The organism is Bacillus cereus ATCC 14579 (assembly GCF_000007825.1).
Taxonomy (GTDB): Bacteria; Bacillota; Bacilli; order Bacillales; family Bacillaceae_G; genus Bacillus_A; species Bacillus_A cereus.
This window is the reverse complement of record NC_004722.1, coordinates 3,374,574-3,399,796: the sequence shown is the minus strand read 5'-3', so window position 1 is coordinate 3,399,796 and position 25,223 is coordinate 3,374,574. Positions and strand designations below refer to the sequence as shown.

Genomic DNA, 25,223 nt, shown 5'->3' with positions numbered 1-25,223 from the left:
AGGCTGTATCGAATAGGTAATAGTTGATTTTAGAAAAAATATTAAAAATCGAGTTGACATCCATCACTACTTAGTCATACGATGTACTTGTAATAAGCAATACTGAGTAGTGTTGCTTCTCAAAATATTTTCAGTAGACAATAGGTAATAGCGGATTTTAGAAAAAATTTGAAAATCAGTTGACATCTATCACTACTTAGTCATACAATGTAGATGTAATAAGTGATACTGAATAGTTCGGATTCACAAAAACTATTCAGTAAAAAATTCGCCTTAGTACTCTGTGATACTGAATATAAGTCAGACAGAATAGGGGGTAAAGGAGGATCAGGACATGGAAAATTTAACTGAAATGCTGAAAGGTTCACTGGAAGGGTGTGTACTGGAAATCATTAGTCGCCGTGAAACGTATGGCTATGAGATTACCCGCCACCTGAATGATCTTGGGTTTACCGAAGTTGTGGAAGGTACGGTGTATACCATCCTCGTACGATTAGAGAAGAAAAAGCTTGTGAATATTGAAAAGAAACCATCAGATATGGGACCGCCTCGTAAGTTTTATTCATTAAATGAAGAAGGCCGCCAGGAGCTTGAATTGTTTTGGGAAAAATGGGATTTTGTATCGTCAAAAATTAACGTCTTGAAGTCAAAATAGGTTCATAAGATAAAATGTTCCGGCCAGTACTTTGGGAATTTCTTGTTCGGTTTTATAAAAAAGGAGGAAAATAAGATGTTAGAAATGTTCAAAAAGTTAATTGGTGATAAAAAAGAGTACAAAATGATGATGGCACGAGTTGAGGCTCTGCCAGAGGACTACCAATTTGTATTTAAGAAAATTCAAAACTACATGTGGAATTTTTCAGCGGGTAACGGGATGGATATGTTACACATACAGTATGAATTAATCGATTTGTTCGAAGCGGGTGCAGCGGAAGGAAGACAAGTGCTTGACATTACTGGGGATGACGTGGCTTCCTTTGCTGACGAACTAGTGGCAAATGCTAAAACTTACGTCTCCAAGTATCGTGAAGATTTGAATGAAAGTATTATGAAGAAATTGAGAAAAAAATAAATGGAATAAGTAGTACCGACTGATTAGCTGGTTACACATATGAATTGCCATCATAGCTATTCAGTTATATTTTTAACTCGGTACTAAGTAATACAGAATATCAGTGATACTAAATAGATAGAGGTAAATAAATAGTCTTCGCAAAACATTTTTATAGGGAGGAAAAAAGTATGAGTCATGCAGCGATTTCTGTAAAAGGCTTGAAAAAATCCTTTAAAGATAAGGAAGTTTTAAAAGGGGTAGATTTTGAGGTGCAGCGTGGAGAAATTTTCGCGCTGCTAGGCTCAAATGGAGCGGGAAAGACGACAACGGTCAACATCCTTTCGACACTAATGAAGCAAGATAGCGGTGAAGTAAGTATTTGTGGATTTGATGTACAGAGTCAATCAGATCATGTTCGTCAAAGTATCAGTTTGACAGGGCAGTTCGCAGCTTTAGACGGTATGCTGACTGGGAGGGAAAACTTGATAATGATCGCCAAATTACGTGGTGTTTCCAATCCCGCTCAAGTTGCTGACAATCTACTTGCAAGATTTAGCCTGACTGATGCAGCAAACCAAAGGGCAGATCAGTATTCAGGCGGGATGAAGCGCCGGCTTGATATCGCGATGAGTTTGATTGGGGCGCCAGCAGTTATTTTTCTTGACGAACCAACGACTGGACTTGATCCTGAAGCGCGAATCGAAGTGTGGGATACAGTCAAGGAACTTGCTGGTAGCGGTACAACTATTTTGCTTACGACTCAGTACTTGGAGGAAGCAGAACAACTGGCAGACCGTATCGCTATTTTGCATGGTGGAAAAATTATTACGACAGGTACTCTTGCTGAACTAAAAGAGATGTTCCCGCCAGCAAAAGTGGAGTATATCGAGAAGCAACCGACATTGGAAGAAATATTCCTTTCGATCATTGGCAAAAAGGAGGAGATGTAAATGAAAAGTAAAACAGGTGTATTACTAGGTCGTTTAATGCGTAACATTATGCGCAGTCCGGATACAATTATTACAGTAGCGATTACACCGATTATGATGATGCTATTATTTGTCTACGTGTTTGGCGGCGCAATAAAAACTGGAACGGAAAACTACGTTAATTATTTATTGCCGGGAATTTTGCTAATGGCTATCGCATCCGGTGTAGCTTACACTTCCGTGCGACTCTTTACGGATGTAAAGAGTGGGCTGATGGCACGTTTCATTACGATGCCTATTAAGCGCTCATCCATATTGTGGGCTCACGTTTTAACCTCTCTAGTTGCTAATGTACTTACTATCGTGGTGGTTATTCTTGTTGCACTCTTAATGGGTTTCCGTTCCAGTGCTAATATTCTAGATTGGCTCGCGGTAGCTGGGATACTTGGGATGTTTACGCTGGCGCTAACATGGCTAGCTATCATTCCAGGATTGAAAGCGAGGTCTATGGAAGGGGCGACTGCTTACTCGTACCCGCTAGTTTTTCTTCCATTTATTAGTTCGGCCTTTGTGCCTACCGAAACGATGCCAAAAATTGTTCGTGCGTTTGCAGAGAATCAGCCTGTAACTTCAATCGTGAATGCGATCCGTGCTTTATTATATAAAGGAACTGTTGGCAACGACATTTGGATTGCACTCGCTTGGTGCGTAGGTATAATGATTATTTCTTACTTTTTCGCCAGTAAAGCATTTAAACGTCAGTTAGGGTAAGAAACGAGATAAACGAAACCTTCAGGAATAATATATATTTAGAAAAGCACGGGAGATTTTCCGTGCTTTTATTATTTATCATGCTCTCATTGTAGTAAATGAAATGGTATTTAAAAATAGGATAATTATCCAGTGATAAAGCTTAATATTTGAGGCTCACTGCTTATGGAATGTATAAGCACACTCGTTTTTGTAAATCTGCTAATACTTCATCGGGTATTTCTTTGATTTTAATATCCTTCCCTAGAAAAAGCAGCCAATTTATTATTTCCGTCACTTCATCGGGATTGTTAACATTGATAAAAGTTTTTAAAATGGCTGTAGATTGGTAAGGATTAGTATAAGATATTGAAATTTTTAAAGGATGGTATTTTTTGAACTGGGCAATTGCTTTTGGTCCAAGTTCAAGTACCAAGTTGATTATTTCGTCCTTCTTACTTAGTTTTTCTAAAATCTTTTTCTTATTTAGCCTTTTGTTCGTCGTGTATGGTTCGATATTAATGAGATCATCGACAGGAAACATCATCTTCTTTTCTTTTTTTAAGTCAAACCCTTCAATGATCCAATGGCTTTTTTCTTGATAAAGGTGCAATAGATAAATTGGATAAGTCTTGATTTCTTCATCTTCTTTCATAGTAATCAATAAATGGTTATCCAAAAGAAGGATTTGAATGAGTTTTTCTAACATAGGATGGGGGAGATCAGAAAGCTCAAGTAGATCGGGATTATGAGGGTTAGTCCCTTGGAAAAGCAAGAGTTGATTTAAAAGAACGAGATCATCTTGCTGGGTTTCTGAGATGAGTCCTAGTAGTTTTTCGGCTAAAGATTGACGACTCTTTAGGTAGGGAAGTTGTTGATTCCTCGTAGCCATAAAGGCAATAAAAAGAGCTTTCACTTCATTATCAGTAAAGCGAACAACGGGCAGGATAGAGTTGTGCATAACAAAATATCCCCCGGTCCTCCCAACTTCAGCGACAAGTGGCATTCCCATAGCTTCGATTTCTCTAATGTCTCTAATAGCTGTCGACCGTGATATGTTAAATTCTTGTATGATTTCAGAAATTGTAAAGTGGGAGCGGTTGTTGATATACCGCATAATTGTATTAATCCGTTCAACTTTTTTCATTTTAGTCTCCTAAACAGTATCATTTTTTGACATGATTTAAAGGTATTATAAACGTATCAGATGAAAAGATAAATCGTTTGATTAATAAAACAAGAGGCAGGTTTTGCAAATGAAAAATTATACTATAGAAGAAAAAGATAGCTTTATTGTGTTAGGTATTGGAACTGAAATTAAGAGTGAATACACAGACTTTGCTGGAATAAATAAAGAAAAGGAAGACTTTTGGTCGGCTGTTAAAGAAGATGGAAGGCTGGACACTTTAAAAGCTTTAGCTACAAATGAATACATTTTTTCCGTGAGCGAAGCGGTGAATAACAAAATGATGTATTATGCGGGTGTCATGACAGAAGCACAAATAGAAGAAGAATCTAGAGTGATTCAGTTTCCGAGGGGAGAATACTTAGTAGTGAAAGGGGAAGACAAAACGGCTAAAGAGCTAAGTAATAAGCTTACTGGCATCGCCTTCGGTCAAGCTTTACCAGAAGCAAAGGATTTTGCCTATGTTGGTGGACCGAATACAACGGTTGAAATGGGGCAGAGAAATGGCTTAGTATTTGGTGAAATGTGGATTCCTGTTGTTAGGAAGTAAAGTGATAAAAGGTGCGAATATGGAAATTAGAGGCTAACAATCTTGGATTGTTGGCCTTTTTAACATGAATATAATATTCATGTGCTGCTACACAGTATGTTCTGATAAAATGGAATAAAAGGTAATTTCTGTAAGGTGGTGGTGGGGTGAATAAAAAAAGGTTATTTGAGCTATTCATAGTAACGTTTGTTTTTCTATTCCTTCATGTAAGTATATTTACTAATGAAAAATTTAACGATAAATTGGGATCTTTTACTTACATTGTTTTATTTCTTATGCTTACTATCAACGCTATATTTATAGAAAGGTATTTTGGTGATATACAAAAGTGGATTCGAAATATTACATGTTGCTTTGCTTTATTTGTAGTGGTTTTAGTAGCTCTATGGATAGGTTATTTTTAGTCCTTACTTAAGAGAATGAGAAATATGTGATTACACTACATTTGATCCGATAATATTACTTAGCTGCATCGGTTTATATTAATCATTTCTCTCCTCAATCATGATAAAATGTACAATAGGAAATTTTATGTAAGATAAAGAAGGAAGGTTTATGGTGAGCCTGAGTACTTTGCTAGCTTTTGCGCTTGTTTTACTTAGTATGGTTTGTTCACCTGGGCCTATTTTGATTTATCTTATTTCTCGTTCCATTACACAGGGGCGTATGACAGGATTTATTTTTTTATTAAGCATCATGCTTGGATTTGTAATTCATATAAATGAAGCAACTTTAGTATTCACTCAAAAATCCATTGTCTATGAAACAACTAGATTTGTAAACGGCTTTAATAGAAAGATGTCTATTGTATTTTTTGCGGCAAGATTAAATAGCTTTTTTGTTACTTTACAATAAAGTATACTTAATATCAGTAATTCATGTAATTAGGGGTGGTTTCTATATTTAGAGAAAATACAAAAAGGATACTTCTGTCATTAGTAACAAATCCAATACTAATAATTGTATACGGAATTTTTTGTTATGAGTTGGCCCTATACTGTAAGTACAGAAGAATGAATTATAATATTTACATTTTGTTATTATGTATAGTACTTTTTATATCCATAACTACATTTACTACAATGCGGGTGATAAAAAATAGAGAATATGAATCTAAAAAATTAACAAATTCAATAGCATGGAGATCCATTTCTATTATCATTATTGTTGCAATTACATCATTTTATGGGATGCAGATTTATAAAAGTGCAATAAATTACAATGGTAAATTGGCATGGTTTATAGAAAAGTTAAAACATGAAAGGTCAGTTAAACTTAAACATAATAATATATATAAGTCTGGAGTAGAAGGTATTTTTGAAGATATAAATAAAAAATATCCTTTGCCAAAGAAATTGTATATGGCAACTGATTTTGATCTTACATTTCATTCAGATGGAACAATCACAGCGTTTGATACATTTGTTTATGGGAAAAATGATGATGGGAAAGAAGAAACTTATTTAATCTCTTATAATAAGAAGAAGTCAGAAGATATTACTATAATACGAGACGGATACGCAAAGCCTGATTATAATGATGATAAATTAGTAGAACCTTTAATTGAAACGGTTAAGGCGATTCCAGTTAAGCAAACGGTTAGAAAATGGAATGAAAGTAAGTATGGGTTGATTTATTATGGAAAAAGAAATTGGGGATCCAATACAGAGGGAATTATTAATATTACTGAGGATGGTAAGGGACAGAGTCTTAAAAAAGCAGCTTCTGATATCATTGGATATACTGTATCTATATTTGTCCCTGGAAAAGAGCAAGAGCTAGTCCCTGCTAGATATAATTTAATAAGTGACGCAAGTTGGAGTAAATCAAAGACGCCTCCAAAAGAAGATATGCTTAAAGAGAAGAAACAACAAGATTTAAAGAATGAAAAAGAACAGTTTTTCCTATCGAAAGAAGTTGGTTATAAACTAAATATGACAGATAAAGCATTAGGGAGCGCCTTTTATTCATTAAGCAAGACTAGTGATGAAGGGAAAACATGGGAGGTTATCAATCCAGACCCATTTAATGGGGGGATTGGTAGTGTATCAGGAATCACTTTTATAAATGATAAACTTGGGTTTTTAGGAGCAATTAGGCCTTCTGGTAATGAAGGAGAGTTATATCGCACAGATGATGGGGGAGTATCTTTTAAAAAGGTAGAATATCCGCCGCATGAAGTGAAATTAGATCATACACAGTCCACAATAAGTCCTTTTGATTCACCTAGTATGCCATATGAGAAAGATGGGGTTTTTCATATGTTAGTTGGACAAGGGGCAGATGGAGACTACAATGGCGATAGTAGTGCACTTTATCAATCAAAAGATAACGGAGAGACATGGGAATTTGTAGAAGAAGTGAAAAAGAAATAATCAGAATGTTTTTTTGAAAAATAAGGTAACTACTCAGCTATACATTTCATTTAGAAGTTTGGTAAGGGGTATAATTCCAGCCATGAAGATAAAAATGGACCTATACCTCGCTGCCTTTCTTTGTTTTATTTCTTATGCTTACTATCAACGCTATATTTATAGAAAGGTATTTTGGTGATATACAAAAATGGATTCGAAATATCACATGTTGTTTAGCTTTATTTGTAGTGGTTTTAGTAGCTCTATGGATAGGTACTCTTAGATCCTTACTTAAGAGAATGAGAAGTATGTGATTACAATACATTCGATCCGATAATATTACTTAGCTGCATCGTTTTATATTAATCTTTTCTCTCCTCAATCATGATAAAATGTACAATAGGAAATTTTATGTAAAATAAAGGGGGAAGGTTTATGGTCAGCTTGAGTACATTGGTAGCTTTTGCAATTGTTTCGCTTAGCATGGTTTGTTCACCTGGGCCTAATATGATTTACCTCATTTCCCGTTCCATTACGCAAGGACGTATGGCGGGATTTATTTCTTTATTGGGCATCATGCTCGGATTTGTAATCTATATAATCGCAACTATGTTTGGACTTACAGTTCTATTCGTTGCTGTTCCCGCTGTATATGAAGCAGTAAAGTGGGCAGGTGCTGCTTACTTACTCTGGCTCGCCTGGAATTCGATTAAACCGGGTGCTACATCTATTATGGAACCTCGTATGATTTCTAATGAGCCACCAAGGAAATTATTTCTGATGGGACTCATGACGAATCTTCTGAATCCAAAGATTGCTATTTTGTATGTATCACTTCTACCTCAATTTGAAGATCCAGAGAAGGGATCGTTGCTTTTTCAAGGTGCAGTTTTGGGACTTGCGCAAATCACTGTTAGCTTTATAGTTAACCTTGTAATTGTATGTACAGCAAGTAAAATTGCAAAATGGTTTGGCACACGCCCAACGTGGTTACGAGTGCAGCGTTGGCTTATGGCAAGTGTTTTAACGGGGCTTGCTGTACGTCTTGCTTTTGAACGTCGACAGTAAGAGCCTCTTTACCTTCAGTTTCTATAATATAACCTAATAAATATTAATATAATTTATGTATAGTAGATATTTACCTTATAAAATAAGGGGGAATATTATGACTGAGACAAATGAATCTTCAGGAGTCAATTTGAAAAAAGATGTGAAGTTTTCTATTATAATTCCTGCACACAATGAAGAAAAGTACATTAGAAAATGTTTAGATTCAATTGCAAAGGCATCAGAGGCATATAAGGAGCAAACAGAAGTTATAGTTGTTTTAAATCGTTGCACAGATAAAACAGAGGAAATAGCAAAATCTTATAATTGTGTTACATTGAAAAATAACGATAAAAACTTATCTAAAATTCGAAATGCAGGGGCTAAAATAGCTAATGGAGAAATAATCGTCACTATAGACGCTGATACCATAATGACAGAGTCTATGTTGTCTAATGTAGATAAATATTTAGCTTCAGGTAAATACATTGGTGGTGGGGTAAATGGGAAGTTTGAAAGAATATCTTTAGGAATATTTCTCTCCGCAATGTTAATCATAATCCCCTTACTTTTTAAGTACGGAGCTATATCTGTAGGGATTTTTTGGTGCTATAGAAAAGATTTTATGGCAATCAACGGATTTAATGAAAACATGCTTATGGCAGAAGATGCAGATTTCGCTAAACGTTTAAAAGAGTGGGGAAAGAAAAATAATAAGAAATTCGGTACTATTAAAAATGGAATGATAACTTCATGCAGAAGATTTGATACATATGGAGACTGGACTTTACTTAAAAATCCAAAAGTAATTTTAGCTTATCTAAAAGGAAATGATAGAAAATACGCAGATAAGACATATTATGATAACCAAGAAAGATAAAAATGGAGAAAATCAGAAGAGGATAGCTAGTACTTTTTTAGATATAATGAGAATCCAACTTAATTTAATAGATATTATAAGAAAACCACCAATTTGATTATCCTTTTTCAAATTGGTGGTTTTTATTTTTGAAATAAATATGTATTTTTTTATAAAAATATTTTTTGACCCCCATAAAACTATGTATTCCTCCGAATATGTATAGTGAAGAAAATAAATAGAAGAAAAATGACTATGAAAGAATATAGAAGCATTAATAAAATTACTAGATTAGGTGGGCATCCAAAATAAAAGGATGAAATTACCAATGGTATAGAGGAGAGTTATTCAAGGATTGCAGATAAAATAGAAAAAGAATAAGCAAAACGAACGGTAGAAAATAAGAAAGTAGATAAAAATACAAACTTAACTGTAGTGCCGAGAGAAAAGGAAAATCATTAAGAAAACGTTGGAAAAAGTTAGACTCGAAAAATATAACTAACAGCAAGAAAACAAGACCGAAGAAAAGTACCAAGAAAATCTGGTTAAATGGTCACTTGTGTAGTGGCCATTTTGCTATTTGAAGGAGGCTGGGAGATTACAAGTGTTGAGTTTAGTAATGAAGATCTTAAGAAAACCGAAAATAGAAGATATCGTATGTAACATACAAAACAACGAAGAAGATAAAGAAGCGTTTATCGTACAGTATCAGCCTTTTATTAGAAAATCAATCTCATCTGTCTGCCGCCGGTATATTACAGAACAGGATGATGAATATAGCATTGGATTGTTTGCGTTTAACGAAGCAATTGAACAGTATTCCTATACAAAAGGAAAATCCTTTTTAGCGTTTGCTGATCTTCTTATAAAAAGAGATGTAATTGACTATATACGTAAGGAGTCTAAACATAACTTTGTCTTTTTAAAAGAAGATGAGCAAGAGGAAATGTTAGAAATGCAAGTGTCGCTTACAGAGTATATGAAAGAGATGGAAAATAGTAACCGTAAGGAGGAAATTCTTCATTTTCAAAGTGTGCTAGCTGAGTTTAAAATCACATTCTCAGAGCTTGCTAAAGAATCTCCTAAGCATCGTGATACGCGTGAGCACTTAATAGAAATTGTAAAAATTATTATAAAAGAAGAGGAAATGATGGAAGAGCTGTTCCGAAAGAAAAAGTTACCACTTAAACATATTGAACCGCGTGTTAGGGTAAGTCGTAAAACGTTGGAACGACATAGAAAATACATTATTGCAATGTGTATTATTTTTGCAAACAACTATACATATATTCTGGATTACATAAGAGGGGAAAAGCATGATGAATAAAGGAATTGTGATGGATATAAAAAAGCATAGCGTAGTTGTTTTAACACCAAATGGAGAGTTTATTACGTGTAAAAGAAAAGGGGATTCTTGCATGATCGGGGAGGAAATCTCATTTGATGAGCAAGAACAAAAAGCATCGCATTTTTCGATCCCTTCCTTTTTAAAACCTGCATCAATACTTGTTGCTTGTTTTCTATTTGCAGTGCTGTTTTTCTACAACCAACCAGAAGAAAAAGTATTTGCTTACGTCTCAGTTGATATAAATCCAAGTTTAGAGGTGAGCGTAACGAAGGATTTTCGTGTTATAGATTTACAGGCTTGTAATGATGATGGAAGGCGTATTTTAAAAGAATTGAAGCAATGGGAAAATAAACAATTACAAGAAGTAATACGTACTATTATAAAGCAAAGTCAAGAGGATAAGTATTTAACGAATGATAAGCAAGTTATGCTAACAGCAGTTGCAAAGGACAAGGCGCTAGAACCACAGTTAGAAAAGGCAATGAAAGAATTGAAGAAAGAATATGAGTTAAAACATATTACAGTTGAATATCAAAGTAGCACGATGCAAGTACGAGAGAATGCTAGAAAAGCTGGAATTGGCACAGGTGTCTATATAAAGCAAGAGAATGAGAAAAACAAATCGCTTACTCCTCCTGCCACGCCGCCTAATCCGGTGGAAAATGAAGAAGAGGTGCAATCACAGCCGGAGTCATCTCCTGATGCATCAATGGATTTATCTCCTGTAAAAGAAAAAAAATATGAAAAGCAAGAGCAGAAAGAACAAAAGAAAACAGAGGGACAGCCATCGAAGCAAATAAAAGAAAACAATGGAAGAGGATCTCAGCAAGAAAATAGAGGGAATCAACAGGAGAATAACAGTAGAGAATCTCAACAAGGAAATAATGGGAATCAGCAAGGGAACAACGGAAGAGAATCACAACAAGGAAATAATGGAAATGGGCAAGGGAACAACGGAAGAGGATCACAACAAGGGAATAATGGAAATTGGCAAGGGAACAACGGAAGAGGATCACAACAAGGGAATAATGGAAATGGACAAGGGAACAACGGAAGAGGGTCTCAACAAGGAAATAATGGGAACGAGCAAGGGAACAACGGAAGAGAATCACAACAAGGAAATAATGGAAATGGGCAAGGGAACAATGGAAGAGGATCCCAGAAAGAAAATGACGGAAACGAGCAAGGGAACAATGGTAGGGGGTCTCAACAAGAAAATAGAGGCCACCAGCAAGGGAATGAAAAGAAGAATCAATAGAATATGGAAGTGAGAGATTCATTTCAAAGCTAAAAGGATTTATCCCGCTATTTGCCGGGCAGTAAGACCTCCATCTCAAAATTCAGTGGAAGCAAAGAAGTTAGGTGGGGATCGGGCTGCCCGTAAATGCCCGATTGGTGAGGGCTGATTAAAGTTGCACTTTATTATTCTATAGTTCTATTAAGAAGGAGTATGTGAAAAATATAATGGAGAAAAACATTCAACAAGAAAAAGATAAAGAAAAACCTGTTTTTTATGATCCGAAAGGAAGGAGAAACATAGCCTTTATTTCGTTTCTATGTATTTCAATAGTTAGTGTAGGTGTTGTATTCTATTTTTTCTTTCAAAGTATTTTTTCAACACCAGAAATTCCAAATATGAATACCGCTGTACAACAAGATACTAAACTTGTACCAATTAATCAAAAACTTAGTGATCAGCAGTTAAAGAAGGAAGAATTTAACCCAAATACCGAAACGAAGGATAATAAAAATTTGGTGAATCCGCCGAAGGATAGTAAACAACCTAAAGAAGTGTATGGTTTTTACGTAAACTGGGATGAAAATAGTACCGCTTCTTTAAAAGAAAATATCGATTCCTTAACTACGTTAGTACCAGAGTGGTATCATTTAAAAGCAGATTTAACGATTAGAAGTGAGATCAAACCTGAGATAGTAAAGTTGGCAGAAAAAAATCAAGTGAAGATTATGCCTTTGCTTACTAACTATACTGAGGAAGCTTCTGGTCCTGATAGTGGGCTAATTCATAAGTTACTGAATTCCTCAAATGATGTAAAGACAAAGTTTATTAATGATTTAGTAAGCCAAGTTAAAAAGAATCATTTTTCAGGAATTAATATTGACTTTGAGGCCGTACCTGAAAGTGATAGAGAAAACTTAACAAATTTTATGAAAGAACTTACTACGGAATTTCATGAACATGATTTGCTCGTTACACAAGATGTTCCAGCTAATGATAAGGCTTTTGATTATAGTGCGTTAGCAAAAATAATAGATCGAATGATTGTAATGATGTACGATGAGCACTATGGAGCCGGGGAACCAGGACCAATTGCTTCAAATAAGTGGTTCCAACATACATTGAAAGAACTGAATATTCCGTCTAATAAACTTATAGTTGCTTTCGGTAACTATGGATATGATTGGGAAGTGAATAGTAAAGAACCAGCGAAATCATTAACTTTTTCAGAAGTTATGGCAATGGCTCAAGGTTCAAATATGAAAATTCAATGGGATAAGAGTAGTGGGAACCCTTATTTTAGATATAAAACAGGAGAGAAAGAACATACTGCTTGGTTCTTAGATGGCGTTACTCTCTATAATCAAGTGAAAATCGCAATGGACAATAATGCAAAGGGATTTGCGTTATGGAGACTAGGAGCAGAAGACCCTACAATATGGAAAGTTTTAAAAAATCCGATTGAGGCACAAAAAAATCCTAATGTATTACATAAAATCAATAGTTTAGATGAAGTAAATTATTCTGGACAAGGTGAAATTTTACAGATTGAGAATGAAAGAAAAAATGGATTGAGAGATTTTAAAGTAGGCAAAGATGGTTACCTTACAGATGAAGTATATCAATCCTTACCATCTGCATATGAAGTGCAACGATATGGAAAACCAAATGGGAAACAAGTAGTATTAACATTTGATGATGGACCAGACCCGAAATATACGCCAGAAATTTTAGATATATTAAAAGAGAATCAAATAAAAGCTGCTTTTTTTGTACTTGGTGAAAACGCACAACTAAATACTAGTATTGTAAAAAGAATATACGATGAAGGGCATGAAATTGGCAATCATACTTTCAAGCATCCTAACATAGCTGATACGTCTTTACTACGAACGAAAGTAGAACTTAATACGACGCAACGTTTAATTCAGGAAGTAACTGGACATTCTACGGTTTTATTTAGACCGCCATATGAAGCGGATGCTAACCCGGATTCATCAAATGAAATATTGCCTATTTTACGTGCACAAAATATGAACTATACAATGGTAGCGGAAAAAGTTGATCCCGAAGACTGGGCAACACCATCAACAAATGAATTAGTAAAGCGTGCTCTTAATCCCCATTTATAAGGGAGAGGGAAATATTATTCTTCCCCATGATGCGGGAGGGAATCGTACACATACAGTAGAGGCGCTCCCAATCATTATTAAAGACCTAAAAAAGCATGGATATAGTTTTGTAACAATTTCAGATTTAATGAATAAAGAACGAGATGAAATTATGCCTCCTGTTTCTTCTGAGGGGAAGCAATATTTACTTTACAATAAAGCTGTCTTTTCAGGAGCCGGATATTTTAAGCATATATTAACTACTATTTTTTATATTGCTATTGGATTAGGGATTTTTCGATTTTTATTCTTAATTTATTTTGCATGGAAGCAGAAAAGAAAAACGTTATCTCGCTATATTAATTCGTCTTATCAACCTTTTGTTAGTGTTGTCATAGCGGCATATAATGAAGAAAAGGTGATAGCCAAGACGATTCACTCAATTTTGAATAGTAATTATAGAGAATTTGAAGTTATTGTTGTGGATGACGGATCGACAGATGGTACGTCAAAAGTAATGAAAGAAACATTTTATAAACACCCTAAAGTTCGTTTCATTCAGAAAGAAAATGGCGGGAAATCATCGGCAATGAACCTAGGGTTTCAACAATCGCGAGGAGAAATCATTGTCACTTTAGATGCGGATACTATTATTGCGCAAGACGCTATTTCTTTAATGGTTAGACACTTTGAAGATCAGAATGTAGCTGCAGTTTCAGGTAATGTCAAAGTGGGGAATAGACGGAATTTGTTAACTACTTGGCAACATGTTGAGTATATTACAGGGTTTAATTTAGAACGTAGAGCTTTTGATGAGTTAAATTGTATTACAGTCGTTCCAGGAGCTATTGGGGCGTGGCGCAAGAAGAATGTAGTTGAATCTGGATATTTAAGCGAAGATACATTAGCAGAAGATACGGATCTTACTATTACATTTTTACGTCAAGGGCATAGAATTGTATATGAAGAAAAAGCGCATGCTTTTACGGAATCACCTGAGGATGTGAAAAGTCTCATTAAACAGCGATATCGTTGGTCATATGGTACACTTCAATGTCTTTGGAAACATCGAAAAGCGTTGTGTAATTCTAAACATAAAACATTAGGGTTTATTGCACTGCCTAACATGTGGTTATTCCAATATGTTCTGCAATTCATTGCTCCTTTTGCAGATATATTAATGATTATAGGACTATTTAGTAGTAATCCGCTAAAAGTTTTAGGATTTTATCTTGTATTCTTTTTAATGGATCTTCTCGCTTCTCTATTTGCATTTAAATTAGAGGAAGAGAATCCGAAACCATTAGTATGGTTAATTTTACAACGTTTTATTTATCGTCAATTTATGACTTATGTTGTCATTAAATCTATATTCTCATCGCTTCGAGGAGTAGCGGTAGGGTGGAATAAACTAAAGAGACTGGGGAGTGTTAAACATTCCACGGAACATAAGGAGGCATCATAAAAGAGCGGACTATCTGCTCTTTTTTTCATTAGTTTTAGTTAGTTGAATGTAGAGTTGTAGCATAAAAACTGCTGCTTCTATAACGAGATTCCTATTCATTATGAATAGTGAGACAGTATGTTAAGCTAATCCTTTAGTTTCGGATTAAAGTTTTTTTATATTTTTTTAAAATGACGGACACAAAAACGCATATACCTTCGAATTATATATATGGATAACATAAATATGTATATAAAAGGGGAGAAATAAGATGAAAGAAAAAAAAGAAATGTTTCAAGAAATCGCTGAGGTGTTAAAGGTATTGGCGCATCCAGTTCGTCTATCTTTAGTAAAAATAATGCTTGCAAAAGGTCCTACTAATGTAACAACAATGTATGGGGATTTACAAATGCCTCAAAGTACAATTAGTCAACATTTATCTAAACTAAAAGCTGCTAAAATGGTTACAGGTACTCGGAAAGGATTAGAAATTTATTATGAGGTAACTGACAATCGCACAAAATCAATATTAGCATGTTTAGTTTAAATAATGACTTCTATTTCAAAATAAAAAACGCTATTCTTTTCTATGATTTTACAGAGAGAATAGCGTTTTTTATTTTTAAGGAGTATCTTTTTATATGCCTATAGAATGGAGTGAAAGGTTTAATGGGTTTAAATGTACCTACTATTACCTTAGGTTCTAATGCGTCTAATAATGAAAAAATTCTCGGTTTAGGGGTGCTTCTTTATAGCTTACGTACAATTGAGATTAGAAAAAGTAGAGCGAGCGCTTAATGAGGCGGAAGTAGTGTTTATATGCGAAACTTTATAGAAATCTCATTTTTCTAATTGTATCTTTTTAGATTGATGGATGTGGGGTCACGTCCATCAATCTAAGAAAACAAGTTAGCTAAAAAATGATGAAAATAAAAATTATAGAAATAAAAAATATGAACGTAGAGGATTAAACAAAGTATATAGTGCTTTTTTAGTCATGTAATCTTTTAATTTGATGATCTTTTCCCCATTCAAACAGATTATCCATTATTTGCATTAAAGATTTTCCGTATTCACTTAGTGTGTACTCAACCTTTGGTGGTACTTCTTGATATACGGTACGATAGATAATCCCATCAGCTTCAAGTTGCCGAAGTTGTTGTGTAAGAACCTTTTGTGTAATGTTTGGGATTTCTCGTTTAATTTCATTTGTTCGCATTTTTCCATCCGACAAAATACATAAAATATGAACTTTCCATTTTCCACCGATTACATCGAGTGTTGTTGCAATTGGGCAATTATCATTTTGATTCATATAACACCTCCAAAGGTACTTCAAGGTTCCTATAGTACCTGAAAGTACGTACTTTTCAATTATATGTAACTCATTCATACTAATACGTAAAGGATTGATTAATTTATAAAGGGGCTGGAAAATGATGAGAACACTTGTAATTGTAGCACACCCTCATATTGAAAAATCAAAAATTAATAAAAGATGGATAGAAGAACTTGAGAAACATTCAGATGAAATTACGGTGCATGAATTATATAAGGTGGCACCAAATTGGGAGTTTAATATTGAAGAAGAGCAAAAGTTATTAGTAGAACATGACAGATATATATTTCAATTTCCGCTTTACTGGTACAGCACACCACCATTATTAAAAAAATGGTTCGATGATGTATTAACATATGGATTTGCGTACGGATCACAAGGAGATAAAGTGAAGGGGAAAGAATTTGGTGTAGCTATTTCTATAGGTGGATTAGAAAAAGACTATGAAAATAGTGGGATTACAATGGATGAGTTGACGAAACCATTCCAAGCTACATGCCTATATACAGGTATGGAATTTATACCTTCCTTTTATTTATATGGTGCAGAATATAAACTAAGTGATGAAGAGATTGATAAAAGTGCACCTGAGTATGTGCAATATGTAATGAACAAGAAGTATTCTAATATATAATGAAAAATAGCCATTTACTTGTGAAGTAAATGGCTATTTTATATTTTTCTTATATTCACTAAGTGTAATCTTTAGTAAATTAATAGTTAATCTGGTAAAATAAAAAACCTAACATATATAAAGGGGAGTTTTACTTGAGAACGATGCGACAATTATTACAAAAGAGAGCAATGCAGTCACCAAATTTGGAAGCGCTTGTAGGAGGGAAGAAAAGATATTCGTTTCAGCAATATAATGAACGAGTAAATCAGCTTGCACATTATTTGTTACATAATGGTGTGCAAAGAGGAGATCGTATAGGAATACTATGCAAAAATAATCACCCATTTCCAAGCGTTATGATGGCAAGTTTAAAAATTGGAGCGGTATTTATTCCGCTAAATCATCAGCTTACTGTATATGAATTAGAAACAATTGTAAAAGAAGCGAAATTAAAAGTGTTAGTTATTGATGAAGAATTTAGTGAAGTGTTATTAAATGTTGATGCTGTTAAAGAAATTCCTTATGTAATTCAAACGACAAAAGAAGGTTTTGGTTCATTTGAATTAGAGCTGCAAAAACAGCCAACGACAGAACCGAACGTAGAAGTTCATGAAGAAGACGACGCCATTTACTTATTTACTTCAGGAACGACTGGACAGGCGAAAGCATGTGTAATTGGACATAAAAACTTACATCACTATTTTGCTGAAATTGCGGGACAAAGAGAAATCCCAGCAGGTGAACGCTTTTTATCTGTGCATCCATTGTTCCATATGAGTGGCGTGCTTTCTATTTTAAATTGTATTTATCATGGCGTTACGATGATTTTCTTAGCTGATTCGAATCCTGCTATTATTTGGGATAAGATTGAAGAAGAGAAAATTACTACGATGCTTGCGTTCCCTGCTGTTTATAGTTACATGCTTGATGAATTAAATAAAAAAGAACGTAATATTTCAACCTTTAAAGTAGCACAAAGCGGTGGTACAAAAGTGCCAGAAACACTCATTCAAAAATATATGGAAAAAGGAATCTATATGGTGCAAGGTTATGGTAGTACAGAAGGTTGGGTTGTAACCTCATGGCATCCAATGATGGGAAAAGAAAAGATGTCTTCTGTAGGAAAAACCTTGAAAAATGTAGAGGTGAAAATTGTTCATCCGGAAACAGGACATGAACTAACAACAAATGAAGTTGGAGAGATTCATGTGAAAAGTCCATACATGTTTAAAGGGTATTGGAATAATGAAAAGGCGACAAAGAAGGTAGTAAAAGATAACTGGTTTAATATGGGCGATGCTGGCATGATAGATGATGATGGATTCCTGCATATTATGGGAAGATATAAAGACGTTATTATACGCGGTGGTGACAACGTATATCCAGATCAAGTAGAAGATGTTATTCATGAAATACAAGGTGTTTTAGAAGTTGCAGTAGTTGGAGTTCCAGATGACTTTTGGGGAGAGGTTCCAAGAGCTTACATTGTGAAGGATGGCGAAACAACATTAACAGAAGAAAGTATTATTCAGTATTGTAAGGAGAAGTTAGCAAGTTATAAAATACCAGAAGTAGTATTCATAGACGAGTTACCGAAAAACGCTTTAGGAAAAGTGTTGAAGAGGGAATTACGAGATGTAGTTCTTGTGAAATAGAAAATTATAAAACGATGGAGAACCCAGTTATGTATAAGGCATGACTGGGTTTTTATGTATTAAAAACATAATGATTTACTAGATTTTGTATTTTGTGTAAGATAATAAAGAATATTCGAAAAACAATTGAGGGAAGAGATATAAATGAAGCTGCCGCTATTACAGGTAGAGACAAAGAGACTGATGATCCGTCCGTTCCAAAATGATGATTATGAAAGTTGGTTAGATCAATTTTCTTATTGATTATAAAAATAAAGAAATAGACAAATAAGGGGAAAAGAAAATGAAGACTATAAACGTATTTCATTATGACGCATTTACGAATAAACCAAATAAGGGAAATCCAGCAGGTATTGTATTAGAAGCAGATGGATTAACGGAAGAGGAAATGCAAATTATTGCTGAAAAAGTTGGATATAACGAAACAACTTTTGTTCTTTCCTCAGAAGTAGGAGATATAAGAATGCGCTATTTTACACCTGGTTTTGAAATGGATTTATGTGGTCATGGGACAGTAGGGACGATATATGCCTTGCGCGAAAAAGGTTTATTAGAAGAGAAAAGTAACCTTACGATTGAAACGAAGGCAGGGATTTTACCGATACAAATAGTTGTAAATGAAAATGGAGAAACCTTTATTAAAATGAGGCAGACAGCACCTCAGTTTAAAGATTTTGCAGGTTCAAAAGAAGAATTAGCTCATAGTATTGGTTTAGAAGTAAATGATTTAGATGTAAGTTTACCGATAGTATATGGAAGTACAGGAAACTGGACTGTAATTGTGCCGATTAAAAATCTAGATGCGTGTGAGAGAATGAAACCTAATAATGCTGCATTTCCATCGGTATTAAAAGAAATACCTAATGCTTCTATTCACCCAATTTGTCTAGAAACTTATGATGAACTAGCACAAATGCATGGCCGTCATTTCTCGTCAGCTTATGCTGGGACGATTGAAGATCCAGTGACAGGAACAGCTTCAGGTGTAATGGGAGCGTATTATGCGGAGTATTTAGAGAAAGATTTTGAACATGAATTGGACTTAATCGTTGAGCAAGGACAGGAAATAAATAAAGATGGTCGTGTAACTGTTTATGTAACGAAAGGGATAGAAAACGAAAAGTTACAAATAGATATTGCTGGAACAGCGGTGTATGTGAAAGAGTTTGAAGTTTTAATATAAAAAAGAAAGCCCGGCATACATCCGGACTTTCATTATCTGTTCAACACTTCAATATACGAAGCATCTCCAGTTGTTCTTAAAGCAGAGCGAAAATTGTTATTTTCTAGCGTTTTAGCGACTTGTTGTAATTGCTGTGCATCATCATGATGGATAAGTAAGCTGTCAGCACCGCTTTCTTCTATATGAATATGTTCGACGTTTCCAATGGCATCATGTACAGCTTTTAAAAATTCAGGTTTCATGGTGTCCTCCTATATGTATGTAACGTTTTTATTTAGTATTTCCTTATTTTTGAAATATAAAAGTAAATGAAAGGAGAAATAAAATGAATATAAAGCAGTTTAACGAACATATAACATCACTATTTGGAGAGCATCTTCATAAATACGGCGATGATGAATATGGTTTTACTCATATAAGTAAAGATGAATTTCACAAAATCGGTTACACAACAAATTTAACGTTAGAAACTATTGAAGAAGCGTATAGAAATGGAGTCGATATGATAGTTACACATCATGCGCCGTGGAGTTTTTTATTTGGTATGGAAGAGGCTTGTATTGAGAAATTGAAGCAATATGAAATGAATCATTTTTGGGTTCATTTGCCGTTAGATTTTGTAAAGTTTGGCACATGTACATCGTTATTTAACGGAATTGGGATAGATACAATACTGGAATATTCCACGTATGAGGAAGAAGAACTACCGGGAATAGGAGAATATAAAGAAGCGATTCCTTTTTCAAACTTAGTTGGAAAACTTGAAGAAAGAATGGAAGAGAAAGTGAAGAGCTGGAGAAATCACGATAAACCAGTAAAACGGATTGCGATTTTAACCGGTGCAGGAAACAATACAAATTTGATTGAACGTGCATTAGAAAAAGGGTGTGACACGTACATAACAGGTGAAAAAACATTATATACAGTGCAACATGCGAAATTTAAAGGGATTAATTTAATTGTAGGCAGTCATACGTTTACAGAAGTGTTTGGTGTAGAAAGTTTGGCTCATAAGTTAAAAGAAAGAGATAATTCAATAGAAATTACTAGATTAAATGAAGAACATTTGGAGTGAAGAAATTACATCGCATTACCATCAATGGAATGAACTATATGATGGAATATTGAAAGACGCAGTTGCAATGAAATAAAATTATCTTTTGTTATATTAAGATTTTTAGGAGGGATTCCCTTATGTTTGTCAAATAATAGTAAAGTTGTCTTTTGAATTAAGGGAATATTCGGAGTTAAAGGGTGAGAGAATGGATATTTCAATAATCACTGCACAACTAGTTAAGGAGAAAGTGATTTCACATTATCCAAATAGTGTAAAAGTGTTAAACGGGGGAACAACAAGTACTATATATTTGTTAGATGAACAATACGTTGTAAAGTTGAATGAATCGGATGTCATACGTGAAGAAGCTTATTTTCTTCAGTTTTATAAAAAGGATGAATTATTTCCAAAGCTTTTTTATAAGGAACCTTTAAATCGCTATATTGTTTACTCATTCCTTGAGGGCACAACTTTTTGCAAACTAGGCCATAAACGGAGCGTTCTTTGTAAACTTGTAAAGGAAGTTATCAATAAGTATGAAGTAGCTACAGAGATTGATGGCTGGGGATGGAAAGAAAACCCAGTTCAATCTTGGAATGAATTTTTAACGACAAATGTGATGGAAGCTCATGAAAATGTAAGACGTTACATAAGTGAGGAAGCGTATAGAACGGTTTTTAAGTTAGCAAATAGTCCAAGTAGGGGGACTGGAATAAATCAGCCATTTTTATTGCATGGTGATCTTGGATTTCATAATTTTATATTTCAAGAGAATAAACTGCACGGTGTAATTGATCCTTTACCAGTGTTAGGAGATCCTATATATGATTTAATTTATGCGTTCTGTTCAACTCCGGAAGATTTAACAAAAGAAACGATTGGTTATGCGATGAAACAATGTGTATTTCATAAAAATGACCGTGATTTATATGAAGAGATAGTCATAGGATTATATTTGCGTATAGATACATGTTTACGGCACCACCCGAAAGATTTAGAAGATTATTTAGCAGCTTGGCGTTATTGGATGGGTGAGGTTGAGGTGACTTTATAGTACAAATATTTTTAGGGGAGATGGTGAGATGAATGTTGCAGAAGCGAAAAAGGATTTACTGTAATTCCATTATCGGTTACATTTGTCTATTTACTTACTTTTATAAGTTTATTAATTGAACATAAAAAAGCAGCTTAATAAAAATTTAGGGATAGGGGGAATTATGATGAAAAATTTCGTTTGTACAACGTGTGGCGTGCAGTATGCAGCGAGTGTAGAAGAACCAGTGAGTTGTCATATTTGTGATGAAGAAAGGCAGTATGTGAATCCGAAAGGGCAGTCTTGGACGACTTTAGAAAATTTGCAAACAGATGATACATATAAAAATGAAATAATTAAAGAGGAAAATGGACTTTATAGTATTACGACAAAACCAGGATTTGCGATCGGTCAAACGGCATTTGTAGTGAAAACAGAGTCATATCGTTTACTGTGGGACTGTATTACGTATTTAGATGAAACGACAATTACGAAAATAAAAGAGCTTGGCGGATTAGATGCGATTGCATTGTCTCATCCTCATTATTATTCAACGCAAGTAGAATGGGCAGAGACATTTGATGTACCAATTTATATACATGAAGATGATAAAGAGTGGGTGATGCGTCCGAGTAGTCGTATTATTTATTGGTCTGGTGAGTCTTTACAATTAGCTGATGGGATTACTGTACATCGTCTTGGAGGACATTTTAGTGGTGGTTCTGTATTGCATTGGGAAGAAGGTAATGATGGAAAAGGGATTTTGTTAACAGGTGATATTATTCAAGTTGTAGCAGATGAGCGGTGGGTAAGCTTCATGTACAGCTATCCAAACTTAATTCCACTACCAGCGAGGAAAGTGGAAGAAATGGTGAATCGAGTGAAGCCGTTACAGTTTAATCGTTTATACAACGCTTTTCATCGAGTAGTAAAGGAAAATGCAAATGAGGCAGTTGAACGTTCTGCTGAAAGATATATAAAAGCAATAGAAGGAAAGTTGTTTCATACGTAAAAGGAGAGTAGCTTAATGAAAACGTTAGTATGTTTTGGAGATAGTATTACAGCTGATGAAACATTTTATGATGGAATGCCGAGATTAACACCACGTTTGCAAGAGATGTTTCCGAATTGGATAGTAGTGAATGCAGGTGTTCCAGGTGATAATACATTCGATGCGTTAAATAGGATTGAAGAAGATGTAATATCATATAAACCAGATTTCGTAACAGTTTTTCTTGGTACGAATGATGCAGTTTCTTTTTCTCAAGTGTCATTACAAGCATATAAAGAAAACTTAGAGAAGATTGTGAACCAAGTTTCGTCAGGTAAAGTGCTGCTTATTAGCCCTGCGCCAGTTGATGAAGAGAGGCAGCATAATAGAACAAATGAAGTGCTCTGTCAGTATGCAGACGTGGTGGAGAAAGTGGCAAAAGAAACAGGAAGCTATTTTCTAAATTTGTATGCTGAAATGATTCAAGAACTGAATTATAAAAGGTTTGTAGAAAATGATGAAAAAGATGGATTACACTTTGGTCCAGAAGGTTATGAGTATCTAGCGAAGTTAATTGGTGAAAAGTTAAAAGGGATTTTATAAAAAAAGCAAAGCGATATCGCTTTGCTTTTTCGTATTTCTTTCGTAGTCCATAAACTTATTGATTGCTGTAATTTGGACAGATATTTTGCATTTTTATCCCGCATTAACTGCCCGTAAATGCCCGATTGGTGAGGGCTAATAATCAGTGGGGGATGAACAAAAAAACCCTGATTAAAGTTTCACTTTATGTGAGTAAAAGGCTAGTGCTGTTTTAATAATATAAATTTATTTTTAAAAATTTATATTTCGTAGTTGAAAATTAATAGAGGTGTAACTATAATAGTTACAGTAAGTTTATTATTTTGAAATGTCCACATTGAATTACAAGAATGAAGGGAGTTTTTATGTAAATCAAAAAGCTATAAAAATCTATTAATTTTTATAATAAGATAAAATGCTTTTCAGTTCATACACATTATTAAATATGTTATTTCTAATAGAAAACTAGAGGTGGAAAAATGAAAAAATTTAAAGGTATGTTAATATCATCACTTGCAATTACAACTTTTGCTGGGGTAGGTACGACATTTGTAACAAATACAGTATATGCTGCTAATGACGATTCTAGTAAAATACAAGTTCGTTCTAATAAGAGTATAAACACAACAACTGGCTCGAGATTGCCTGTATTATCAGTCAATCCTTATGATGAACCTAGATTTTCAAGACAGGGATATCTTGAAGAGGCACCTTTAGGAATTAATGCTCCTTATGCTTGGGGAATTAAAGGAGGAAATGGCCAGGGAGCAACTTTTGTAGATTTGGAAGAAGGCTGGTTACTAAATCATGAAGATTTAGTCGGTCAAAATATTGAATTTATGTCTGGAAAAATGAGTAATGATCTTTCTCACGGTACTTCAGTTCTAGGTGTTGTTTCGGCAGCTGACAATGGGATTGGGAATATTGGGATTGCACCAAAAGCAAAGGCAAAAGTAATTTCAGTGATCCGAGATAATGGGAGAATCGATGTAAGAGATGCTATTTTAAGTGCCGTAGATTCTTTACAGGCTGGAGATGTTTTATTAATAGAAGAATCCTTTAAATATGATGGATATGGAGATGACCCTTTACCAGTAGAAGTATACCCGAGTATATTTAACGCAATTCGCAAAGGTACAGATAAAGGCATTATTATTGTAGAAGCAGCTGGTAATGGTGGGATTGATTTAGATGAATTTAAAGACCGTAATGGTAAGCAGATTTTAAATCGAAATAGTCCAGACTTTAAAGATTCAGGAGCTATTATAGTTGGAGCATCTACAGCAAGAGTTCCTCATAAACGTTTAGCTTTCTCTAACTATGGTAGTAGAATTGATGTATATGGTTGGGGAGAGTATGTTGATACATTAGATACATATCAAAATCAAAATAGTAAAGGACAAAAAGTTACAGATCAGAACATAATTAATCGTTATACTTCTAATTTCCGTGGTACTTCTAGCGCTTCGCCTATAATTGCTGGGGCTGCTGTATCGATTCAAGGGATTGCTAAAGAACATTTAGGTAAGGCATATACACCAAAAGAATTGAGAGCAATTTTAAGTAATCCTAATACAGGCACAAAGTCTAATAACCCATCATCTGATAAAATAGGGGTTTTACCAGATTTAAAAGCAATTTTGTCTAACCTTGGATTTCATAGTGATTTGACTACCAATGATCCTATGGTATTTCCAGATAACGTAGAAAAAAATGAAGGAAAAGAAAATTCAACTTTCGTATTTCCAGGTGAAGAAACAAAAAGAACAGGTGATAAAAATTCAACTGTAACCTTCCCAGAAGAAGATTTAAAACAGGAGGAAAAAGAAGAGGGATTAATTGTTTTTCCTGATTAATAAAAAAATACTACCTTCCATTTGGAGGTAGTATTTTTTATT

The 25,223-nt window shown here is 34.4% G+C and carries 24 protein-coding genes and 5 pseudogenes; 26 read left to right on the top strand and 3 right to left on the bottom strand.

The window, feature by feature from the left end:
- Nucleotides 1–334 precede the first annotated feature (334 nt).
- The 4 genes from BC_RS17145 to BC_RS17130 all read left to right on the top strand — a co-directional run bounded on the left by BC_RS17145 (nt 335) and on the right by BC_RS17130 (nt 2,754).
- Nucleotides 335–655, top strand: a complete 321-nt coding sequence (locus BC_RS17145) for a PadR family transcriptional regulator (protein ID WP_000429487.1) — start codon at nt 335–337, stop codon at nt 653–655.
- Between the two features lie 75 nt (nt 656–730).
- Nucleotides 731–1,072 (top strand): DUF1048 domain-containing protein, encoded by a 342-nt coding sequence (locus BC_RS17140; protein ID WP_000891986.1) that lies wholly within the window; start codon nt 731–733, stop codon nt 1,070–1,072.
- Nucleotides 1,073–1,242: 170 nt separating this feature from the next.
- A complete protein-coding gene (locus BC_RS17135) occupies nt 1,243–2,004 on the top strand; it encodes an ABC transporter ATP-binding protein (protein ID WP_000017474.1) in 762 nt (253 codons plus the stop codon).
- The gene (locus BC_RS17130) at nt 2,005–2,754 is read left to right on the top strand and encodes an ABC transporter permease (RefSeq protein WP_000837817.1); all 750 of its coding nucleotides are present in this window, start codon (nt 2,005–2,007) and stop codon (nt 2,752–2,754) included.
- A 163-nt stretch (nt 2,755–2,917) separates the two neighbouring features.
- On the opposite strand, the gene BC_RS17125 is transcribed toward BC_RS17130, so the two are convergent.
- Nucleotides 2,918–3,880, bottom strand: coding sequence for a helix-turn-helix transcriptional regulator (locus tag BC_RS17125; protein WP_000755022.1), 963 nt, complete (start codon nt 3,878–3,880; stop codon nt 2,918–2,920).
- Nucleotides 3,881–3,989: 109 nt separating this feature from the next.
- Here BC_RS17125 and BC_RS17120 point away from each other — a divergent pair, with 109 nt between their 5' ends.
- The 12 genes and pseudogenes from BC_RS17120 (at nt 3,990) to BC_RS28230 (ending at nt 15,667) form a co-directional block, all read left to right on the top strand.
- Nucleotides 3,990–4,469: a GyrI-like domain-containing protein gene (locus tag BC_RS17120; protein WP_002195671.1), complete on the top strand. Its 480-nt coding sequence runs from the start codon at nt 3,990–3,992 to the stop codon at nt 4,467–4,469.
- A gap of 146 nt (nt 4,470–4,615) precedes the next feature.
- Complete coding sequence (locus tag BC_RS17115) at nt 4,616–4,873, top strand: DUF3963 domain-containing protein (RefSeq protein WP_001036203.1); 258 nt, start codon at nt 4,616–4,618, stop codon at nt 4,871–4,873.
- A 151-nt stretch (nt 4,874–5,024) separates the two neighbouring features.
- A pseudogene (locus tag BC_RS28085) lies at nt 5,025–5,190 on the top strand (LysE family translocator); the annotation flags it as partial.
- 169 nt (nt 5,191–5,359) lie between these two features.
- A complete protein-coding gene (locus tag BC_RS17105) occupies nt 5,360–6,844 on the top strand; it encodes a WD40/YVTN/BNR-like repeat-containing protein (RefSeq protein ID WP_011110271.1) in 1,485 nt (494 codons plus the stop codon).
- 107 nt (nt 6,845–6,951) lie between these two features.
- Nucleotides 6,952–7,137 (top strand): annotated as a pseudogene (locus BC_RS17100) (DUF3963 domain-containing protein); the annotation flags it as partial.
- Between the two features lie 121 nt (nt 7,138–7,258).
- Complete coding sequence (locus BC_RS17095; RefSeq protein WP_000254112.1) at nt 7,259–7,891, top strand: LysE family translocator; 633 nt, start codon at nt 7,259–7,261, stop codon at nt 7,889–7,891.
- Between the two features lie 97 nt (nt 7,892–7,988).
- Nucleotides 7,989–8,750, top strand: a complete 762-nt coding sequence (locus tag BC_RS17090) for a glycosyltransferase (protein ID WP_000141006.1) — start codon at nt 7,989–7,991, stop codon at nt 8,748–8,750.
- A 583-nt stretch (nt 8,751–9,333) separates the two neighbouring features.
- Nucleotides 9,334–10,056, top strand: coding sequence for an RNA polymerase sigma factor SigI (sigI, locus tag BC_RS17085; RefSeq protein ID WP_002082432.1), 723 nt, complete (start codon nt 9,334–9,336; stop codon nt 10,054–10,056).
- Nucleotides 10,046–11,335, top strand: coding sequence for an anti-sigma factor domain-containing protein (locus tag BC_RS17080; RefSeq protein WP_000981223.1), 1,290 nt, complete (start codon nt 10,046–10,048; stop codon nt 11,333–11,335). The genes sigI and BC_RS17080 overlap by 11 nt, the downstream gene beginning before the upstream one ends.
- Nucleotides 11,336–11,541: 206 nt before the next feature.
- Nucleotides 11,542–14,890 (top strand): annotated as a pseudogene (locus BC_RS17075) (glycosyltransferase).
- 250 nt (nt 14,891–15,140) lie between these two features.
- The gene (locus tag BC_RS17070; protein WP_000660066.1) at nt 15,141–15,416 is read left to right on the top strand and encodes an ArsR/SmtB family transcription factor; all 276 of its coding nucleotides are present in this window, start codon (nt 15,141–15,143) and stop codon (nt 15,414–15,416) included.
- Between the two features lie 122 nt (nt 15,417–15,538).
- Nucleotides 15,539–15,667 (top strand): hypothetical protein, encoded by a 129-nt coding sequence (locus tag BC_RS28230; RefSeq protein ID WP_002026084.1) that lies wholly within the window; start codon nt 15,539–15,541, stop codon nt 15,665–15,667.
- A gap of 193 nt (nt 15,668–15,860) precedes the next feature.
- Here BC_RS28230 and BC_RS17065 read toward each other — a convergent pair whose 3' ends face one another.
- Nucleotides 15,861–16,184 (bottom strand): winged helix-turn-helix transcriptional regulator, encoded by a 324-nt coding sequence (locus BC_RS17065; protein ID WP_001072981.1) that lies wholly within the window; start codon nt 16,182–16,184, stop codon nt 15,861–15,863.
- A 124-nt stretch (nt 16,185–16,308) separates the two neighbouring features.
- On the opposite strand from BC_RS17065, the gene BC_RS17060 reads away from it, so the two are divergent.
- The 4 genes and pseudogenes from BC_RS17060 (at nt 16,309) to BC_RS17050 (ending at nt 19,662) form a co-directional block, all read left to right on the top strand.
- A complete protein-coding gene (locus BC_RS17060; RefSeq protein ID WP_025921899.1) occupies nt 16,309–16,842 on the top strand; it encodes an NAD(P)H-dependent oxidoreductase in 534 nt (177 codons plus the stop codon).
- Nucleotides 16,843–16,985: 143 nt separating this feature from the next.
- Nucleotides 16,986–18,479: a class I adenylate-forming enzyme family protein gene (locus BC_RS17055; RefSeq protein ID WP_002195674.1), complete on the top strand. Its 1,494-nt coding sequence runs from the start codon at nt 16,986–16,988 to the stop codon at nt 18,477–18,479.
- Nucleotides 18,480–18,623: 144 nt separating this feature from the next.
- A pseudogene (locus BC_RS27875) lies at nt 18,624–18,716 on the top strand (GNAT family N-acetyltransferase); the annotation flags it as partial.
- 46 nt (nt 18,717–18,762) lie between these two features.
- Nucleotides 18,763–19,662: a PhzF family phenazine biosynthesis isomerase gene (locus BC_RS17050; protein ID WP_000849327.1), complete on the top strand. Its 900-nt coding sequence runs from the start codon at nt 18,763–18,765 to the stop codon at nt 19,660–19,662.
- A 32-nt stretch (nt 19,663–19,694) separates the two neighbouring features.
- On the opposite strand, the gene BC_RS17045 is transcribed toward BC_RS17050, so the two are convergent.
- Nucleotides 19,695–19,904 carry a hypothetical protein gene (locus BC_RS17045; RefSeq protein ID WP_000801653.1) on the bottom strand — a complete coding sequence of 70 codons (210 nt, stop codon included), beginning with the start codon at nt 19,902–19,904 and terminating at the stop codon, nt 19,695–19,697.
- 83 nt (nt 19,905–19,987) lie between these two features.
- Here BC_RS17045 and BC_RS17040 point away from each other — a divergent pair, with 83 nt between their 5' ends.
- The 6 genes and pseudogenes from BC_RS17040 (at nt 19,988) to BC_RS17020 (ending at nt 25,181) form a co-directional block, all read left to right on the top strand.
- Nucleotides 19,988–20,737 (top strand): Nif3-like dinuclear metal center hexameric protein, encoded by a 750-nt coding sequence (locus tag BC_RS17040; RefSeq protein ID WP_001022442.1) that lies wholly within the window; start codon nt 19,988–19,990, stop codon nt 20,735–20,737.
- A gap of 187 nt (nt 20,738–20,924) precedes the next feature.
- A complete protein-coding gene (locus BC_RS17035) occupies nt 20,925–21,773 on the top strand; it encodes a phosphotransferase (RefSeq protein ID WP_002195676.1) in 849 nt (282 codons plus the stop codon).
- A 42-nt stretch (nt 21,774–21,815) separates the two neighbouring features.
- Nucleotides 21,816–21,911 (top strand): annotated as a pseudogene (locus BC_RS28460) (DUF7010 family protein); the annotation flags it as partial.
- A 25-nt stretch (nt 21,912–21,936) separates the two neighbouring features.
- Nucleotides 21,937–22,764 (top strand): MBL fold metallo-hydrolase, encoded by an 828-nt coding sequence (locus BC_RS17030; RefSeq protein ID WP_011110268.1) that lies wholly within the window; start codon nt 21,937–21,939, stop codon nt 22,762–22,764.
- 15 nt (nt 22,765–22,779) lie between these two features.
- Nucleotides 22,780–23,346 carry an SGNH/GDSL hydrolase family protein gene (locus BC_RS17025; protein WP_000855217.1) on the top strand — a complete coding sequence of 189 codons (567 nt, stop codon included), beginning with the start codon at nt 22,780–22,782 and terminating at the stop codon, nt 23,344–23,346.
- A gap of 458 nt (nt 23,347–23,804) precedes the next feature.
- Nucleotides 23,805–25,181, top strand: coding sequence for a S8 family peptidase (locus tag BC_RS17020; protein WP_000713609.1), 1,377 nt, complete (start codon nt 23,805–23,807; stop codon nt 25,179–25,181).
- Nucleotides 25,182–25,223: the final 42 nt, after the last annotated feature.

What these genes read in the sequence shown, in the direction of transcription:
- BC_RS17145 (WP_000429487.1), top strand. Translation starts at nt 335, where the DNA reads ATGGAAAATTTAACTGAAATGCTGAAAGGTTCACTGGAAGGGTGTGTA.
- BC_RS17140 (WP_000891986.1), top strand. Translation starts at nt 731, where the DNA reads ATGTTAGAAATGTTCAAAAAGTTAATTGGTGATAAAAAAGAGTACAAA.
- BC_RS17135 (WP_000017474.1), top strand. Translation starts at nt 1,243, where the DNA reads ATGAGTCATGCAGCGATTTCTGTAAAAGGCTTGAAAAAATCCTTTAAA.
- BC_RS17130 (WP_000837817.1), top strand. Translation starts at nt 2,005, where the DNA reads ATGAAAAGTAAAACAGGTGTATTACTAGGTCGTTTAATGCGTAACATT.
- BC_RS17125 (WP_000755022.1), bottom strand. Translation starts at nt 3,880, where the DNA reads ATGAAAAAAGTTGAACGGATTAATACAATTATGCGGTATATCAACAAC.
- BC_RS17120 (WP_002195671.1), top strand. Translation starts at nt 3,990, where the DNA reads ATGAAAAATTATACTATAGAAGAAAAAGATAGCTTTATTGTGTTAGGT.
- BC_RS17095 (WP_000254112.1), top strand. Translation starts at nt 7,259, where the DNA reads ATGGTCAGCTTGAGTACATTGGTAGCTTTTGCAATTGTTTCGCTTAGC.
- BC_RS17090 (WP_000141006.1), top strand. Translation starts at nt 7,989, where the DNA reads ATGACTGAGACAAATGAATCTTCAGGAGTCAATTTGAAAAAAGATGTG.
- BC_RS17080 (WP_000981223.1), top strand. Translation starts at nt 10,046, where the DNA reads ATGATGAATAAAGGAATTGTGATGGATATAAAAAAGCATAGCGTAGTT.
- BC_RS17070 (WP_000660066.1), top strand. Translation starts at nt 15,141, where the DNA reads ATGAAAGAAAAAAAAGAAATGTTTCAAGAAATCGCTGAGGTGTTAAAG.
- BC_RS28230 (WP_002026084.1), top strand. Translation starts at nt 15,539, where the DNA reads ATGGGTTTAAATGTACCTACTATTACCTTAGGTTCTAATGCGTCTAAT.
- BC_RS17065 (WP_001072981.1), bottom strand. Translation starts at nt 16,184, where the DNA reads ATGAATCAAAATGATAATTGCCCAATTGCAACAACACTCGATGTAATC.
- BC_RS17060 (WP_025921899.1), top strand. Translation starts at nt 16,309, where the DNA reads ATGAGAACACTTGTAATTGTAGCACACCCTCATATTGAAAAATCAAAA.
- BC_RS17055 (WP_002195674.1), top strand. Translation starts at nt 16,986, where the DNA reads ATGCGACAATTATTACAAAAGAGAGCAATGCAGTCACCAAATTTGGAA.
- BC_RS17050 (WP_000849327.1), top strand. Translation starts at nt 18,763, where the DNA reads ATGAAGACTATAAACGTATTTCATTATGACGCATTTACGAATAAACCA.
- BC_RS17045 (WP_000801653.1), bottom strand. Translation starts at nt 19,904, where the DNA reads ATGAAACCTGAATTTTTAAAAGCTGTACATGATGCCATTGGAAACGTC.
- BC_RS17040 (WP_001022442.1), top strand. Translation starts at nt 19,988, where the DNA reads ATGAATATAAAGCAGTTTAACGAACATATAACATCACTATTTGGAGAG.
- BC_RS17035 (WP_002195676.1), top strand. Translation starts at nt 20,925, where the DNA reads ATGGATATTTCAATAATCACTGCACAACTAGTTAAGGAGAAAGTGATT.
- BC_RS17030 (WP_011110268.1), top strand. Translation starts at nt 21,937, where the DNA reads ATGATGAAAAATTTCGTTTGTACAACGTGTGGCGTGCAGTATGCAGCG.
- BC_RS17025 (WP_000855217.1), top strand. Translation starts at nt 22,780, where the DNA reads ATGAAAACGTTAGTATGTTTTGGAGATAGTATTACAGCTGATGAAACA.
- BC_RS17020 (WP_000713609.1), top strand. Translation starts at nt 23,805, where the DNA reads ATGAAAAAATTTAAAGGTATGTTAATATCATCACTTGCAATTACAACT.